The sequence below is a fragment of the Peptoclostridium acidaminophilum DSM 3953 genome (assembly GCF_000597865.1).
Classification (GTDB): domain Bacteria; phylum Bacillota; class Clostridia; order Peptostreptococcales; family Peptostreptococcaceae; genus Peptoclostridium_A; species Peptoclostridium_A acidaminophilum.
In genome coordinates, this window is the sequence record NZ_CP007452.1 from 1,669,814 (window position 1) to 1,686,516 (window position 16,703).

The following is a 16,703-nucleotide window of genomic DNA, read 5'->3' on the forward strand; positions in this document are numbered from 1 at the left end:
ATTATTTACGAAAGGAGTTTACCCCATGATTAGATGCCATAAAACAAGCTTTTATGCAACTAAATCCGACATTGATAGACTCTTTGCATGCAATAGGCTTTCCGCTGAAATTTGGAACGCCTGTCTTGCCGTTTCAAAGAGCTACTCGCTTGCAAATGGTGGAAAGTGGATAGGAAAATCCCTGCTTCAAGCTGAGATGAAGGGCAGATTCCCACTTCACAGCCAGTCAATACAAGCTGTTTGCCACAAGTACCTGTTTGCTAGGGATTCAGCTTATGCCGCTAGACTAAAGGGCTACAAGAACAAATACCCCTACAAGACCAAGCGAAACTTCAACACCAAATGGATTGACAAGGCGTTCAAGATTTTACCCAGTGGGAAAATCGAGCTTTCCATGGGCATAGCCAACGGAAAGAGGCAAAAACCTATAACCATTTGGTGCAAGGAGATCCCCCTTGGGGACATCAAAGAAATCGAGCTTGTCTACGACAGATGGCTCATGGTCTCCATAAGCTATGACGACTGCGCTGACGAAACTGAAACTTCCGGCACAAAAAAGGTTGGCGTTGACCTTGGCGAGATTCACTCCATTGCCGCCTTCTGTGATAACGGCGAGAGCCTTATAATAACAGGCCGGAAACTCCGAAGTGTTCACAGGCTCAGGAATAAGAAGCTCGCAGAACTCCAAAGGCTCATGAGCAAGTGCAAAAAAGGCTCACGCCAATGGAAACGCTACAACCATGCCAAGCAATTTGTACTCTCAAAATCCGAAAAGCAGCTAAAGGATGCCTTGCACAAGTCTAGCAGTAACTTTGCAATCTGGTGTGTTGAAAACGCCGTAAGCGAAGTCGCCGTTGGCAAGATCGAAGGCGTCCAACGTAAAACCAAAGGCAAAAAGAGCAAAAATACTAACCAGAAACTCTCGAACTGGGCTTTCGGCAGACTCCAAAAATACATGGAGTACAAACTCAAATCCTGTGGCATAGCCATGTACAAAATTGACGAGAGCTATACAACGCAGACATGTCCTGTCTGCGGCAGAAAGAAGAAGTCCTCAGGCAGAAACTACAAGTGCAAATGCGGCTACTCATGCCACCGAGACATCCACGGTGCGAGGAACATCCTTTCGAAGCATCTTAGCGGTGGGCGGATAACGCATGTGGCTGACATCGAAAACCAAAAGTATCTACGGATAGCTTAGGCTAAAAGTAGTAGAAGGGCTGTTCCGCCCCACCCGCAAGGGTGTTGCTTGCTTAGGATTCCCGCTCTGCCTACGCAGCGATGCTGTGAGGACATGCAGCCAACCTGTATGTTCGACCGGGAGAAAAGGTTTTCGATGGCAAGAAACTCCCACTTCTAACTCCTATAGAGCTAAGTGGGGGAGGTTCATTGTTGTAATCATTGTTACGTTCATTATATTATATACATAAAAAACTTGTCAATCCATACAGTGTTTTTTTTAGAATTTGTCCATCAGGTTGGACATTTCTATCGCAGTCATGGCCGCGTCCCAGCCCTTGTTGCCCGCCTTGGTTCCTGCCCTTTCTATTGCCTGCTCTATGTTTTCAGTTGTGACAACGCCAAAGGCCACAGGAATTTCCTTCTCAAGGGATACGCTTGCAACTCCCTTTGAAACCTCGCTGCACACGTAGTCGTAGTGGGATGTAGCGCCCCTTATTACTGCGCCAAGAGCTATTATGGCGTTGTATCTGCCTGTTGAAGCCAGCTTCTTGCAGGCAAGAGGTATCTCGAAGGCCCCCGGAACCCATACGAGCTCTATGTTTGCATCCTCGGCCTCGTGCCTTTTAAGGCAGTCTACAGCGCCGCCTATAAGCTTTGATGTTATGAATTCGTTGAATCTTGATGCCACTATTGCGAATTTCTTATCCCTTGCCAGGAGCTTTCCTTCATATACGTTCATGTTGTTCATTTTGTTACCTCCACAGTTTTATTTTTTATAGTTCTTTTTAATAGTTCTATTGTTTGCTCTAGCTATTCAGTTTGCTGACGCTTTATGTCTACAGCTTATCTAGTATGTGTCCCATCTTGTCCTTTTTTGTCTTGAGGTATGCGACGTTGTGTTCGCAGATGCCCACCTCAATCCTTTCGGCCTTTTCCACGCTTATGCCGAATCTGGCCATCGAGTCTATCTTGTCGGGGTTGTTAGTCATGAGCACTATGCTGCTGACGCCAAGGTCCTTGAGCATTGCGCAGGCCTGGCTGTACTCCCTCTCGTCCTCTTCGAAGCCCAGCGCCAGGTTGGCTTCTACAGTGTCCATACCCTTGTCCTGGAGCTCATATGCCCTTATCTTGTTTAGAAGGCCTATGCCCCTGCCCTCCTGCCTCAGGTATATGAGAACTCCGCAGCCGTACTCGTTTATCCTCTTCATTGCAGTCTTTAGCTGGTTGCCGCAGTCGCATCTTAGCGAGCCCAGCACGTCTCCAGTCAGGCATTCGGAGTGCACCCTCACAAGCGGAGTCTTCGATGAGAGGTCTCCCTTTACAAGTGCGATGTGCTCCTTGCCTGTTACATAGTCTTCGTAGCCGTATATCTCGAAAATCCCATGCTCTGTAGGCAAGCTTGCAGTTCCGGTTCTTGTTACAATCATCTCGTGCTTTTTCCTGTATTCTACAAGGCTTTCTATTGTAAGTATCTTCATGTCGAACTTGCCGGCAAGCTCGAAAAGGTCCTTTTGCCTTGCCATTGTGCCGTCGTCGTTTATTATCTCGCATATCACTCCGGCTTCCTTGAAGCCCGCAAGCCTGGAAAGATCTACTGCAGCCTCGGTGTGGCCCATCCTCTCGAGCACTCCCTTGTCCTTTGCCAAAAGCGGGAATATGTGCCCTGGCGATGTGAAATCGCTCGGCCTCGAATCCGCGTCCGCCATCTTCTGTATGGTGTTAGCCCTTTCGTATGCCGATATGCCCGTCGTGCAGTCGACGTGGTCTATCGACACGGTAAAGGCCGTTTCTTTCCTGTCCGTGTTTGTCTTTACCATGCCCTCGAGCCCGAGCCTTCTTGCTATCTCCCTGCTTACAGGAGCGCACACGAGCCCCCTGCCGTGCTTTATCATGAAGTTGATCGCCTCGGCAGTCGTCACCTCGGCCGGAATGAAAAAGTCTCCCTCGTTCTCCCTGTCCTCGTCGTCAACTACTATTATTATCTTGCCTTCCCTTATGTCGCTTAGTGCCTCTTCAACTGTGCAAAACATAATATGCCTCCCTATTGTCTATAAAAATCCGTTCTCTGCCAGAAAATTCGCTGTAAGGTTTGACTTTTTTTGGGCTTCATCACTTTTAAAGCCCATCAGCCTCTCGACGTACTTGCCTATAATGTCGGCCTCAAGGTTAACCTTGTCGCCCGGCGATTTTAAACTGAGCACTGTATTCGAAAGCGTGTGCGGAATTATTGAGACCTGGAACTCGTCCCTTTCGAGGCCGCTTACTGTAAGGCTTATGCCGTCTATTGTTATAGAGCCCTTCATCACTGTATATTTTGCTACGCTCTCAGGCATGCTTACCGTAAAGAGCTTTGATATGCCGTTGTCCTCTATTGATTTTATGGTTCCCACGCCGTCTATGTGGCCGGAGACTATGTGGCCTCCGAATCTTCCTCCCGCGAGCATTGCTCTCTCGAGGTTGACGCTCTCATTCGTCCTGAGAGTGCCCAGCGTACTTATCCTCAGCGTCTCGTGCATCACGTCCGCCGCAAAGTGTGAGCCGGATAAGTCCACAACCGTCAGGCAAACCCCGTTTGTGCATATGCTGTCCCCGAGCTTTGTATCCTCGAGCACTCTTTTGGCCTTTATGTGAAGCTGCACTCCCTTGTCCTTTTTTACAATCTTCTCTACCCTTCCAAGCTCCTCTACTATTCCAGTAAACATGATCGCTCTCCTTTCATATAGCCCTGCACAAGTATGTCAGGGCCTACGCTTTCGGCCCATAGGCCTTCAAGCTCCAGTGCGTCTTTCATGAGCGATGGCGGGCTGCCGGCCGTCCAGGTCGGCGACTCCGATCCCGTCAGGATCTTAGGCGCCATGAACATCATCACCTTGTCGACAAGGCCTGATCTTAGAAAGCTTGTGTTCACCCTTGCCCCCGCCTCGACAAGCACGCTGTCGAAGCCTCTCGATGCAATGTCGGCCAAGAGCACTTTAAGGTCTACGCCGCTTTCGCACTTTGGAAACACTCGCAGCTCTGCGCCGGTGCCTCTTATCATTTCCCTTCTGTGTATAGGTGCATCATCCGTTACGCACACCAGCGTGTTGCGGGAATCCTGCGTTAGCACCTTCGAATCCAAAGGTATTCTTCCTTTGCTGTCGAGCACTATCCTGAAGGGGCTTTTCCAATCACCCTCGAGCCTGACATTGAGCATCGGATCATCCTTTATTACAGTCTCCACACCCGTGACAATGCATGAGACACCTGCTCTTATCTTGTGCACCAGTCTTCTTGACTCGTCGCTCGTTATCCACTTGGAATCGCCGGAAGCAGTGCATGTCCTCCCGTCCATCGTGACGGCCGTTTTTAGTATTACGAAGGGTTCGCCCTTGCTTATGTGCTTTATGAAAATTTCATTGAGCCTAATTGACTCCTCTTCGAGCACACCCGTCTCCACCTCTATTCCCGCGTCTAGCAGCTGCTTTATCCCGCCGCCGAGCACTCTTGGGTTTGGGTCTCTCATTCCAACCACTACCCTCTTGAGGCCGCTTTTTATTATAAGCTCGCTGCACGGAGGCGTCTTGCCGTAGTGGCAGCAGGGCTCGAGGTTTACATATAGTGTCGCTCCGCGCGAGCTCTCACCTGCAGCTCTTATGGCATTGACCTCGGCGTGGGCCTGTCCGAATTTCTCATGGTAGCCCATGCCTATGATTTCTCCGCCCTTTATTATTACGCAGCCCACGAGTGGATTGGGACTGACGTGTCCCCAGCCTTTTTTTGCAAGCTCGAGCGCCATTTTCATGTATGCTTCATCTATGTTTTTCAAAAGAGCACCGCCTTTTCAAGTTTTGCTTTGGCTATTTTTTTAAAACAAAAAACCCGAAGACTAATTCTTCGGGCTGGTTTTTCAAAACTTTCAAAAGCTGGGCTTCTTCAATATAAACTGCTGCGCGGCACCGCTCAAATCTGTTAAAATAAAAACCCTGAAGCAGGCTTCAGGGGAAAATACAATTTTCTATTGCATCGCGCGTCACGATATATTGCTTCTCCCATCCAGACTCTGACTGTCGGCACTGGAATTACACCAGTTCAGCCTTTTTCCAAGGCTCGCGGGCTATACCGCCGGTAGGGAATTTCACCCCTCCCCGAAGAAAATATTTGCTATTCAATTATGTTACTCTATAATTCTACAGCATTTATTTCACAATGTCAATAAACCTGGCGCTCGGCAGAGTTTAAAAGCTAAGCTCCAGGTGCCTCAGCAGCCTGCTCTTCTTCTTTTATGAGTTCCTTTAGGCTTTCCACGTATGCATCCTTTTTAGATTCCATAACAGCCTTCAGGTCTTCGCATGTCACTTCATAGTCATTTGTGATGTCGATATCCTCGTTTGGATTAACGCATTTTAATACTACGTGTGATTTAGGATAGCTCATGGCAAACTTTTCAAGTCTCTCGCCCATTTCATCCATCTTTTCTATGTTGCTGAGAATCGCTCTTACATCCTTAGCCTTATCTATTATATTGCTCATATTTTTTCGCCTCCTGATTTCAGATGTTTTAAATGATTATACCATTATTTATACACAATTGCGTAGTAATTTATTCGTCTAAAAATGGGTAAATATAAATCATGTTGGTTTATTAAAACTATAGGAGCTTCATACTTTGAGCGAGGTGATGATTTTGAGCGGTGAAAAGATAATCGTATTAGGAGGCAACGCAGCAGGCATGAGCGCGGCTTCGAAGGCTGCAAGGATGGACAGGAGCCTCAAGATAACTGTATACCAAAGCGGCAACATGGTTTCATACGCTCCCTGCGGGCTTCCATACTATGTGGGCGGTCTTGTGGCCGACAAGGCTTCTCTCATAGCGCGCACTCCCGAAAAATTCCGCGAGAGCCTGGGAATCGATATAAGATTGAATTGCAGGGCTGTAAAGGTTATCCCGGAATCAAAAAAAGTAGTTGTAGTGGATGAGTCCTCAGGCAATATGATTGAAGACTGGTATGACAAGCTTGTAATTGCCGTAGGCGCCAAGCCCGTATTCCCGGACTTTCCGGGCAAGGGCCTTGAGAATGTCTTTACGGTCACTAAAATAGACGATGCCGTGAAAATAAAAGAGGCTCTTGAGGCCGAAAGTATAGAAGACATAGTTATAGCCGGAAGCGGCTACATCGGCCTTGAGATGCTCGAAAACTTCATAAGGCTTGGCAAAAGAGTCAGGGTGATTGACAGGAACAATCATGTGCTCTCGACATTCGAAGGTGAAATCAGCGAGCTCATAGAAGCGGAGATAGGCAAATACGACAATGTGACGCTCAGCATGGGCGAGAGCTTCGAGGAGATACTGGGAGCTTCGAAGGTTGAGGCGGTGAAAACAGACAGGGCCACATACAAGGCCGACATGCTCATTATGGCGCTCGGCATACGCCCCGACACTGAATTCCTGCGCGAGACCGGCATAGGCATGCTTCCAAACGGAGCCATAGCCATAGACAGGAAGATGAAGAGCAGCCTCGAGGATATATACGCAGCAGGAGACTGCGCAGGAGTCTACCACAGAATTCTTGGCGACAACCAGTATATAGCGCTCGGCACTGTCGCCAACAAGCAGGGCAGGATACTCGGCGAGAATCTAGCCGGCGGCTCAAGGGAGTTTCCGGGAGTCATAGGCTCAGTTGTCACAAGGATAATGGATTTAACCATAGCAAGGACAGGCATAGGAGAAAGCGCCGCCAGGGAGAAGGGCTTCAATGTCGGCACCAATTTTATAAAAGCCAAAAACCACGCCGGCTACTACCCCGGCGCAAGCCCTGTATACATCAAGCTCATATATGAAACTGGCTCAGGACGTCTGCTTGGCGCGCAGCTTGCAGGCAAGAGCGGCGTAGCGCTCAGGGCCGACGTGTTCGCAGTGGCAATACAAGCCGGCATGACTCTCGATGAGATAGGCTATCTCGATCTTGTATATGCACCTCCTTTTGCAGGTGTCTGGGACGCCGTAAACATCGCCGCGAATTCATCCAAGAATCAAGAATAAAACACAACAAGGGCTCCGCTTAAATTCGTCGGAGCCCTCCTGTTTTTTCCTGTAACATCCAGACCAGCTGTTCTTTCCGCTATTCGCTGCATGCCTTTATGAAGCTTTCGAATATTGCAAGCTGTTCTTTATGCTCGTCAACCATGCACTCCGGGTTCCACTGCACGCCTGCCACGAAGGTTTCTCCCTCGAGTTCGACTGCCTCTATTATTCCGTCGGCTGACTGCGCCACTACCTTGAGCCCCTTGCCCAGGTCCTTTATGGCCTGATGGTGGAAGCTGTTGACAAACACCTTCTCCTCTCCCATTATGGAATGCAGCCAAGAGCCTGCTTCTATGGTTATGCAGTGAGACTTGTCACCCCTTTTGGATTCCTGGAAGTGCTTGAGTACGTTTTCGCCCTTGTAGCAGACATCCTGATATAGAGTTCCTCCCAGGGCCACGTTTATGACCTGTATTCCCCTTGATATTCCAAGTATTGGCACATGGTTCTGCATGGCCTTCTTTGTAAGTTCAACATCGAAAAAGTCCTTTTTGGTGTTGAAGTAGCCTGTCTTCTCAAGCGGCTCGTCTCCGTAGAACATCGGATTTATATCTATTCCGCCCGAAAGCACGACTCCGTCTACAAGCTCAAGGTATTTTGCAAAATTCTCGACATCAGATGTATGGGGGAATAGTATGCACGTTCCACCGGATTTTTCTATGGCCCTTACATAGTCCTCTTCAAGAAAGTATCTCTCCTGGCCAGCCAGGTGGCCAATCTCTCCCATCATGAAATTCGTTGTTATCCCTATTAAAGGTTTCACGGCTCTTCCTCCTTAATGTGTTATTCAGAAACTCCCACAGTTAAAGCGCATGGGGTTCTTGTGTTTTATCAATCTTGTAATGGTATATACCCACAAAAATGAAAAAGTCCAAAAAAATCGGACTTTTTATAATTCGCTTTGATTCTCGTCTTGAGCCGCTTTGTATTCCTCGAGCTTTTTCGCAGCCAAATCCAGGAGCAGCTTTCTCTCATTCAGTTCCGGATGCCCCAGCACTGTATCAAAAAGGTAGTGTATGGTATCACTCATAACCTTGCTTTGAGGGAATCCAAGCGCGATCAGATCATGGCCGTTCACGGCAAGGTCGCTTATAGTCATTGGCTCCTTGCCCATTAGCACGTTGTGGACTCTTTCCTTGAAATCCTCAAGATAGCCAAAGTCAAAGGGCTCCTTGCAGCCGAGCACGTCAGCGTATATAAGGCTGAAGTAGTCCTCCAGATTCTGCCTTCCAAGCCTGTTGATAAAACGCTTTATGCCTTTTTTTGAAAAGCCCTCAAGCTGGTCCATGTGCTCCCTTATGAGGCCCTCAACGGCTTCTATTGTTCTCTTGTCGTATCTTAAGCGCCTTAGTATTGATATTGTAAGCTCTGCGCCCACGTCGTCGTGGCCGTAGTAATGCGCTATTCCCCTCTCATCAAGCTCCATGCACCTTGGCTTGCCGATGTCGTGAAAAAGCGCCGCAAGCCTAACATTTAGAGTCTGAGGCGTGTTGTCGAGTACAACCATTGTGTGTTCAAAAAGGTCCTTGTCATGGTAGGGGTGCCTCTGGTCAAAGCCAACCATCTCGTAAACCTCCGGCGAGATATACTCCATAAGCCCCGTGTCGACTAGCAGGCGTATCCCCTTGGACGGCACTCTCGAAAGCAGCAGCTTGTCGAATTCCTGCCTTATCCTCTCGACGCTCACGCAGCATGCATGTCTTTTGTTCCTGAGTATCGAGGCGAATGTGTTCTCTTCTATTTCGAATTCAAGCTGCGTTGCAAACCTCACCGCCCTGAACATCCTCAGGGCATCCTCGTCGAAGCGCCTGTCCGGATCTCCCACGCAGCGCACAACGCCTCTTTCTATGTCATCCATGCCCCCGAAGGGGTCTACTATGCCGTTTTCATGGCTGTATGCCATGGCGTTTATAGTGAAGTCGCGCCTTGAAAGGTCGTCCTGGACATCCTTTGTGAAGCTTACGCTGTCGGGCCTTCTCCTGTCGCTGTACTCGCCTTCAATCCTGTGGGTTGTTATTTCATAGTGGACTCCGTTGTATAGAACCGTCACAGTCCCGTGCTTAAGGCCTGTTGGTATTACGCGGAAGCCTTCGATATTTCCAAATACGCTCATAACCTCCTCCGGCTCGGCCGATGTGGAGATGTCCCAGTCGTTGACCCTGTGTCCCATAAGGCTGTCCCTTATGCAGCCTCCCACGACGTATGCCTCGTGACCTCTCTCTGTGAGCGTGTCTATAATGTCCAAAACATCCTTGGGAACCTTTATCTCTATCATGTTCTACCACCTGTCATCATCAGATTGTATAATCATCTCTGTCTCTACTCCCTATTTACCCTCATTATATGTTCATAATGCAAAAAGAGCAAAAAAGGCACCGCATTAGCGGTGCCGATAAGACTACTTCGCCATAGGCATACTCTGGTCTGCAGACCATTCGTATATAGAAGCTTCGTAGTTTCTAACTTTTTCAAAGCCAACGGCTCTGAGGATCGAGGATACATATCCTGATCTTATACCCATTGTTCAGTAAACAACAAAATCATCTTCAGGTGTAACGCCTGCAGCCGCCATTATCTCCTTGATTTCCTCCGGAGACTTTGGAGTTGCATTTTCATTTAGAAGATCACTCCAAAGCAGCCATTTTGCTCCCTCTATGTGGCCTCCTCTGGCTTCGCCTGCATTCTGGCTTCCCTTGAATTCTTTTTCTGTTCTAACGTCTATTATCACAGTCTTATCAAGGTTTTCCTGCACATATTCCTTTGTTGCTCTGTAGCTATCGTCAAAGTCCTTGAGCACCAGACCTGTCGAAGGCGCCGGTGCTGGCGATTGATCTTTTGTGATGTCATAGCCAAGCTCCTTCCAGTATGCCAGTCCTCCGTAGAGAAGCTTGACATTGTCAAGGCCCGCCATTCTCATCTGCCACAGGTTTCTTCCGTCCGGTCCGGGACCTGTAAGAACGTCAGAGTAGAATACTACAGTCTTGTCGTTTGTAACTCCGAACGACTCAAGCTTCTTTGTAAGCTCCTCCTTGTCCAGAGAAGTTCCCCAAAGAGGATCTCCCGGCTTGCCCTCGATCTTTGAGAAGCTGTGGAAGCCTGCGCTTATTGCGCCTGGTATGTGTCCTTTAGCGTAAGCATCCGGCTTGTTGCCATCGAATATTATAACGTTTGGATCATCCAGCATTCCACTTAGCTCCTGTGGAGTTATGAATATGTCTGAATTCTCAAAACCCGAAAGGTCAACTTTTGCTGCTGATTCTTCAGGCTTATTTGTCTCTTGCGCAGGCTGCGATGCGCATGCGCTCAGCACGAGCATCATTGCAACAAGCAGTGCGGCAAGAGAAAAAAGTTTGTTTTTACGCACTTTTTTCATCTCCTTCTTTTAAAATTTTTTTTGCATTTTTTTCATCCCAAATCTTTTTGAACATGAATATGAGTACGCTCAGCGAGAAGAGTGTGAGAAGTCCAATCACAAACATCTTTATTCCCCCGGAAAGCATTTCCCCGATGTAAGAATATATTATTGTTGCTGGAAGCTGTCCAAGCCCTGTCGCCCAGAAGAACGACCAGAAGCTCATTGATGTCAATCCTGCCGCATAGCTTACAATGTCAAATGACATGAACGGCAAAAGTCTGGCTACCAGTATCGCATACTTGCCGTATTTTTCGAAAAACCCGTCGACGCTTTCGAGCGCGAATTTGCTTGTGAGCTTTTCCACAGTGCCTCTTCCATAGAACTTTGCTATATAAAAACAAAGTGCGGCTCCGGCCATGGCGCTAGACCATGAAAGCAGCGCTCCCTTGACCCAGCCAAAAAGACTCGCATTGGCAAAGGTTATAAGAAATGCGGGAAGCGGCGCCATTACGGACTGGAATACCATGAGCAGGAATGATACCGTCGGCGCGAGTATACCGAAAGAATTTATGTATCCCTTCACAAGCCCCACATCCAGGTTTCCCATTATGAAAAATGCCTGCTTTACGTTCCTTTGTACAGGCTCTGCAAAAGCGTACACAAGTGCGATCGCCAGTATTATTCCTATCTTTAAATATGTTGATTTTTTCATATAGCCACTGTCCTCCTGTATTTACTGTTGATACCATACCTCAATAATCCTCAAAGTCTGCTTGTCACAAGTGCTTCGTTGGATCTGTATGTGTTTGTTTTGTAATTCCATGAATCATTATAGATAATATTTATGCATTTTACAACGACAATTCTCAATAATTACCATTTGGGCATTTGCCAACAATCCTCGTTTTTTGTTTTATTGTTATTTTATTATCTATTTGTGTTCGTTTTTACTTCGGTTAAATTATGCATATCTACTCATTTGTGCAGCCCTGCCTTATAGGTTTTTACTGCCATTTGTTGATTTGCCGACATTTTCAGCATGTTTTTATTTCGAAGCCCCTCCTCAATTCCACATATTTACATCAATCCTGATGGCGTCATTTGCCATGCGTCTTCCGCTTTGACATTATGTTTTTCTATCGATGCTTGTTTTGTTATGAATTATTTCAATACAGGCATTGAGGTGCTGTATTGTCCCCCCGAAAGATGATAGTATCTATATGAATGACTGCTCACATTTTAAATTTAACGAGTTGCTCCTGAAAGGACGGATACACCAGATGACAACATTTAATACACCTGAAAATATAAAGCAAAAGTCGCTCGAATATGAAATGAGATGCATAGACTGCAGGGCCTGCATGAAGAACTGTCCCATGCTCGATGAGTTCTGCACATCGCCAAAGGAGCTTCTTGGCCGCATAGGCTCAGCTGACACTCAGCCGCTGGAGCTTCCCTATTCATGCTCCCTCTGCCAGTACTGCGCAAGAGTGTGCCCAAGGGACATAGATTTTTCAGCGCTATTCCATCCGATGAGAGAGCATATAGTAGCTTCAGGGAGTGTAAGCTCCAAGCCTCTGTCCAAAGGGCTCTCAGTAGTTGCAAACCACCAAAAGCTGAGTTTTTCTAAGGTTTTCTCCTCCAGCTTCCCAAAAGCTGGCAAAAAAGCAAAAACGGCCTTCATCCCGGGCTGCAGCCTGGCATCATACAGCCCTGAGCTTGTAATTTCATCCCACAAATATCTTCAAAGAAAAATCGGGGATGTAGGCCTTATAATCCAGTGCTGTGGAAAGCCAACACTTTCAGTGGGTGACTTGGAAAAATTCAGCGACTACTACTCCCGTCTTGAAAAGATGATGGACAAAATGGGCTGTGACACTGTAATAACGTCGTGCCAGAACTGCTACAAGACCATAGCTAAATACAGCCCCCATATAAAGGTAGTATCACTTTGGGAGGTTATGGCAGACCTTGGGGTTCCCGAAAAGGCAGCCGGCGTCGGACGCGGCATAGATGCCATGTTTGCGCTGCACGATCCGTGCCCCACTAGAAATGTAGCCTCCATGCATGAAGCCGTAAGAGAAATAGTCCGTCAGCTCGGCCTAAATATGGTAGAGTTTGAAAGCAACAGGTCACTCACAGCCTGCTGCGGCCAGGGCGGTATGATAGGCCTTACAAGTCCCAAGCTGGGTGTAAGGCAGATGAAAAAAAGAGCCTCCGAAGGAAAGGAAGCCGACTATATAATAACTTACTGTGAATCGTGCGTTGAATCCATGCAAAGCGCCGATGCAAAATCGCTCCACATACTCGACATTGTATTTGGGGATAATTTTGAAGGCAGGGATTTGAACCAGATAAGACCAGGCTTTGCTGGCAAGTGGCTCAACAGATACAGGATAAAAAGGCTCACAGACAGGCTGGATTAGGCATAGCCCCTTGCATAAGGGGCTTTTTTTATGTAGTATTTTATTTATGATATCTAATTGAAAGGAGCATTAAAATGTGGAGCATTGCTTTATTTTTGTTTGCTGGCATCGCCATAGGCTACTTCCGGGGGATGAACGAGAAGGAGAAAAAGATAAATTCGACGCTGCAGCAGGCGGGACTGATATTTCTGCTTTTTTCAATGGGCTGCGCAATAGGGGCCAATAAGGACATACTCTCCAACATATTGAAGATAGGCAAGGTTTCTGCTTCCTTTGCTTTGCTGACCTCACTGTTTAGCATAGCATTCGTATTCCTTATAACCTCAAAACTTATGAAGGGAGCTGAGTAGCGTGTCTTTTGCCATAATAGCCGCAATACTCGCGGGCGTAGTATCAGGCATGTTCATAATGCCCGAGAGCTTCTTGCAAAATACCGACCTGCTGGCGACCGTATCTCTCAATGCCCTGCTTCTTCTTATTGGCATAGAAGTCGGCTCCAACAGGAACGTTATGAGCGACATAAAAAAAAGCGGACTCGCATCGCTCGTAGTGCCGGTTTCAATAATAACAGGTAGCCTTATAGGCGGTCTTGTCGCAGGCTTAATATTCGGATTGCCGCACAACATAAGCCTGTCGATAGCCTCAGGCTTTGGCTGGTACAGCCTCTCCGGCATAATGCTTACAAAGCTTGCCAACGCGCAGGTTGGGACCATAGCCTTCATGACCAACGTGTTCAGGGAGATCTTTGCTGTAATATCAATACCCTACATAGCCAAATATCTGAATCACTATTCGGCTATAGCTCCGGCAGGAGCCACTTCCATGGACACCACCCTGCCGCTTATCTCCAAGGCCACATCGCCGTCTGTGGTTGTGGTTTCCTTCATAAACGGTGTGCTTCTCAGCTCGCTGGTTCCGTTTTTTGTGACTTTCTTTTTCTCGATATAGCATCTCTGCACTAGCCTGGAACATTTTCTTTGATGACACTGCAAACGCCCGGACAACAAAATTTCCGGGCGTTTATTGCTTTAGCCGTGTTTCCTACCTGCCCTTATACTGTATGGGCGCCGAGCCGAACATTAAACCAGTCTCTGCAGCTTTCCTCTCCATAATCATAAGCTCACTTGCTATATGTGTCATATTTCTTAACTCTTCCGGCCTCATTATCTCATCCACATCCATGCCGGATTTTTTCTTGTAGAATATATAGTGCTTCCAGAGCATGTGCTTTATCTTAGGAAGGCTTGAAGGTCTTCTAAGAAGCATCAGCAGGCTGTTTCTCAGATCCTCCGCATAATCGGGGCTAAACTCCCAGTCATTTTTGGCCAGCATTTTTCCTATTTCTCTGGCTTCCTCGTTGTCAAGCTCCTGGCAGATAAATTTGATAGTGTGCCACATATCGTATATGTCGGTTTTTGATCTTAGCTCTACACTTCTGAGCCAAGCAAACGCATTCAGCCTTCTTTTCCAGTCCCACCATCTCACCGGACTTTGAAGGTCGGCCGCCGGTATCAGGAAAAAGCCTTCTTTCAAAAGGAGCGCGCCGAACACCCCTGGCGGCTTTCCTATTCTTTTATTTTTGAGAGTTGTCCTGTAAACACCGCAGGAAGGGCTCCCTTCCATGAATATGTAGACATAAACACCTGCGCTCTTCAGCATTTCCATGCATACTTGGGCACCATGCTTCACTCTCTCTGTTACATCCTCGCCGCTTCTGCCCTTTATCCTGGCTTTCCCCTCCCACACATCGATTCCGTTCCCGCCTGAAATCCTTATGGGTTCACGCGGTACTCCAAGACCCGCCATGCATTCCGGGCATACGGGATGCCATATGAATTCGCTTTGCCCCCTCCCCAGATATTCAAGCATGCTCCATCCTTTTTTATTGTATCTTACCTCGCAGCCGTACATGCATGCGCTTATGCCGACTTTGATCTTCTCCCTCAGCACCGTTTCCATGTGTACCACTCTCCGTTTATATTTTAAAATGAATTAATTTAAATTCCATTGCCTATATTGTATTTACCCAAATATCTCTCCAAAACATACAGGAAAGCTTTTACCCAAAACATAAACGGGTATAATACAGATGAACCTCCCCCACTTAGCTCCTAACAGAGCTTGAAGTTGGGGGTTTCTTGCCATCGAAAATCCTTTCTCCCACACAGGCATGCAGGTTGGCTGCATGCCCTCACAGCATCGCTGCGGGGGCAGATTGGGATTTCTAAGCAAGCAACGCCCTTTCGGGCGGGGCGGAACAGCCCTTCTACTAACTTCAAGCACAGGATGTCCTATGCTATCCGTAGATACGTTATATTCGCAATGTCGGCTACATATGTTATCCACCCTCCGTGGATATGCTTGGAGAGGATGTTTCTTGCCCCGTGGATGTCACGGTGGCAGCTGTAGCCGCATTTGCACTTGTAGCTTCTGCCAGAGGTCTTCTTCCTCTTGCCGCAGACAGGGCATGTCTGCGTTGTGTAGCTTTCATCAATCTTGGACATGGCTATGCCGCATGCGTTGAGCTTGTACTCCATGTAGGCTTGGAGCCTGCCGAACGCCCAGTTCGAGAGCTTTTGGGATTCCTTTTTCCTAAGCTTGCCCTTGGTGTTACGTTGGACGCCTTCGACCTTGCCCACGGCGACTTCTCCCACAGCATTGGTTAAGCACCAATCGGCAAACTTCCTGCTAGACTTGTGCAGGGCGTCCTTCAGTTGTTTTTCGGACTTGGACAAGATGTACTGCTTGGCCTGGTTATAACGTCTCCACTGGCGTGAACCCTTCTTGCACCTGCTCATAAGCCTTTGAAGCTCTGCGAGTTTCTTGTTTCTGAGCCTGTGTATACTTCGGAGCTTTCTGCCTGTTATAATTAAGCTCTCTCCGCTTTCGCAGAAGGCGGCGATAGAGTGTATCTCGCCAAGGTCTACGCCGACTTTGAGAGTGCCGGCGTTTTCAGCTTCTCCTGCGTAGTCGTCGTAGCTCATAGAGACCATGAGCCCCATGTCGTAGACAAGCTCTATCTCCTTGATGTCCCCGACGGGGACATACTTGCACCAGATGGTTATGGGTTTTTGCCTCTTTCCGTGGGCTATGCCCATGGAAAGCTCTATTTTCCCGTTAGGGAAAACCTTGAAAGCCTTGTCAATCCATTTGGTGTTGTAGTGCTTTTTGCTCTTGTAGGGGTATTTGTTCTTGTAGCCCTTGAGATTAGCGGCACGGGCTGCATCTCTGGCGAACAGGTATTTGTGGCAAACAGCTTGCACCGATTGGCTGTGAAGGGGGAACTTGCCCTTCATTTCGGCTTGAAGCTGGGACTTGCCTATCCACTTTCCGCCGTTTTCAAGGGAGTAGTCCTTTGAGACGGCAAGACAGGCATTCCAAATCTCGGCAGAAATGCGGTTGCACGCAAAAAGCCTGTCGAGGTCGGACTTGGTTGAGTAAAAGTCTGTTTTGTGGCATCTAATCATTGAGACTGCTCCTTTCGCAAATAAATACAGAACATATGTTCTGTATTTTAATTATACCCGATTATTTGCTCAAAACCCATGATTTTTCAAAGAAAAACATATAAAAACCCGGCAATTCATCCCAACGCCTACGTCTTGCTTAGAGGCGGGGGAATTCTTGCCAGAAAATATGTTAATATTTTACAAACACGCAGTTCTGTTCATACATTTCA

17 protein-coding genes and 1 riboswitch are annotated in these 16,703 nt (G+C 47.5%); of the genes, 5 read left to right on the forward strand and 12 right to left on the reverse strand.

The features are described from left to right. Positions 1-25 precede the first annotated feature (25 nt). The gene (locus EAL2_RS08265; RefSeq protein ID WP_025435933.1) at positions 26-1,201 is read left to right on the forward strand and encodes an RNA-guided endonuclease InsQ/TnpB family protein; all 1,176 of its coding nucleotides are present in this window, start codon (positions 26-28) and stop codon (positions 1,199-1,201) included. Positions 1,202-1,459: 258 nt separating this feature from the next. On the opposite strand, the gene ribH is transcribed toward EAL2_RS08265, so the two are convergent. The 5 genes from ribH to EAL2_RS08290 all read right to left on the reverse strand — a co-directional run bounded on the left by ribH (position 1,460) and on the right by EAL2_RS08290 (position 5,691). Continuing rightward, complete coding sequence (gene ribH, locus EAL2_RS08270) at positions 1,460-1,921, reverse strand: 6,7-dimethyl-8-ribityllumazine synthase (protein WP_025435934.1); 462 nt, start codon at positions 1,919-1,921, stop codon at positions 1,460-1,462. Positions 1,922-2,018: 97 nt separating this feature from the next. Next, entirely contained in the window at positions 2,019-3,212 is a 1,194-nt protein-coding gene (locus tag EAL2_RS08275; protein ID WP_025435935.1) for a bifunctional 3,4-dihydroxy-2-butanone-4-phosphate synthase/GTP cyclohydrolase II, read from the reverse strand. 18 nt (positions 3,213-3,230) lie between these two features. Continuing rightward, positions 3,231-3,884, reverse strand: coding sequence for a riboflavin synthase (locus tag EAL2_RS08280; RefSeq protein ID WP_025435936.1), 654 nt, complete (start codon positions 3,882-3,884; stop codon positions 3,231-3,233). Continuing rightward, positions 3,869-4,987, reverse strand: coding sequence for a bifunctional diaminohydroxyphosphoribosylaminopyrimidine deaminase/5-amino-6-(5-phosphoribosylamino)uracil reductase RibD (gene ribD, locus EAL2_RS08285; RefSeq protein WP_242842460.1), 1,119 nt, complete (start codon positions 4,985-4,987; stop codon positions 3,869-3,871). Before ribD ends, EAL2_RS08280 begins: the two co-directional genes overlap by 16 nt. Before the next feature lie 211 nt (positions 4,988-5,198). Next, positions 5,199-5,318, reverse strand: a riboswitch (FMN riboswitch). 85 nt (positions 5,319-5,403) lie between these two features. After that, entirely contained in the window at positions 5,404-5,691 is a 288-nt protein-coding gene (locus EAL2_RS08290) for a hypothetical protein (RefSeq protein ID WP_025435938.1), read from the reverse strand. Positions 5,692-5,836: 145 nt separating this feature from the next. On the opposite strand from EAL2_RS08290, the gene EAL2_RS08295 reads away from it, so the two are divergent. Then, positions 5,837-7,201, forward strand: coding sequence for a CoA-disulfide reductase (locus tag EAL2_RS08295; RefSeq protein ID WP_242842511.1), 1,365 nt, complete (start codon positions 5,837-5,839; stop codon positions 7,199-7,201). Positions 7,202-7,280: 79 nt separating this feature from the next. Here EAL2_RS08295 and EAL2_RS08300 read toward each other — a convergent pair whose 3' ends face one another. The 5 genes from EAL2_RS08300 to EAL2_RS08315 all read right to left on the reverse strand — a co-directional run bounded on the left by EAL2_RS08300 (position 7,281) and on the right by EAL2_RS08315 (position 11,310). After that, positions 7,281-8,006: a gamma-glutamyl-gamma-aminobutyrate hydrolase family protein gene (locus EAL2_RS08300; RefSeq protein ID WP_025435940.1), complete on the reverse strand. Its 726-nt coding sequence runs from the start codon at positions 8,004-8,006 to the stop codon at positions 7,281-7,283. Between the two features lie 126 nt (positions 8,007-8,132). Continuing rightward, positions 8,133-9,518, reverse strand: coding sequence for a CCA tRNA nucleotidyltransferase (locus tag EAL2_RS08305; RefSeq protein ID WP_025435941.1), 1,386 nt, complete (start codon positions 9,516-9,518; stop codon positions 8,133-8,135). A gap of 123 nt (positions 9,519-9,641) precedes the next feature. Beyond that, positions 9,642-9,764 (reverse strand): rhodanese-like domain-containing protein, encoded by a 123-nt coding sequence (locus EAL2_RS15725; RefSeq protein ID WP_242842461.1) that lies wholly within the window; start codon positions 9,762-9,764, stop codon positions 9,642-9,644. A 3-nt stretch (positions 9,765-9,767) separates the two neighbouring features. After that, a complete protein-coding gene (locus tag EAL2_RS08310; RefSeq protein ID WP_025435942.1) occupies positions 9,768-10,607 on the reverse strand; it encodes a sulfurtransferase in 840 nt (279 codons plus the stop codon). Then, a complete protein-coding gene (locus EAL2_RS08315) occupies positions 10,600-11,310 on the reverse strand; it encodes a TVP38/TMEM64 family protein (protein WP_025435943.1) in 711 nt (236 codons plus the stop codon). Before EAL2_RS08315 ends, EAL2_RS08310 begins: the two co-directional genes overlap by 8 nt. A gap of 568 nt (positions 11,311-11,878) precedes the next feature. On the opposite strand from EAL2_RS08315, the gene EAL2_RS08320 reads away from it, so the two are divergent. From EAL2_RS08320 to EAL2_RS08330, 3 genes are all read left to right on the forward strand, one after another. Next, entirely contained in the window at positions 11,879-13,024 is a 1,146-nt protein-coding gene (locus EAL2_RS08320) for a (Fe-S)-binding protein (RefSeq protein ID WP_025435944.1), read from the forward strand. A 95-nt stretch (positions 13,025-13,119) separates the two neighbouring features. Then, positions 13,120-13,374, forward strand: a complete 255-nt coding sequence (locus EAL2_RS08325; protein WP_242842462.1) for a LysO family transporter — start codon at positions 13,120-13,122, stop codon at positions 13,372-13,374. Position 13,375: 1 nt separating this feature from the next. Next, positions 13,376-13,972 carry a lysine exporter LysO family protein gene (locus EAL2_RS08330; protein ID WP_025435946.1) on the forward strand — a complete coding sequence of 199 codons (597 nt, stop codon included), beginning with the start codon at positions 13,376-13,378 and terminating at the stop codon, positions 13,970-13,972. Between the two features lie 93 nt (positions 13,973-14,065). Here EAL2_RS08330 and EAL2_RS08335 read toward each other — a convergent pair whose 3' ends face one another. Together EAL2_RS08335 and EAL2_RS08340 are read right to left on the reverse strand one after the other, a co-directional pair. Continuing rightward, complete coding sequence (locus tag EAL2_RS08335; protein WP_025435947.1) at positions 14,066-14,983, reverse strand: DUF523 domain-containing protein; 918 nt, start codon at positions 14,981-14,983, stop codon at positions 14,066-14,068. Between the two features lie 332 nt (positions 14,984-15,315). Further along, positions 15,316-16,491, reverse strand: a complete 1,176-nt coding sequence (locus tag EAL2_RS08340; protein WP_025435948.1) for an RNA-guided endonuclease InsQ/TnpB family protein — start codon at positions 16,489-16,491, stop codon at positions 15,316-15,318. Positions 16,492-16,703: the final 212 nt, after the last annotated feature.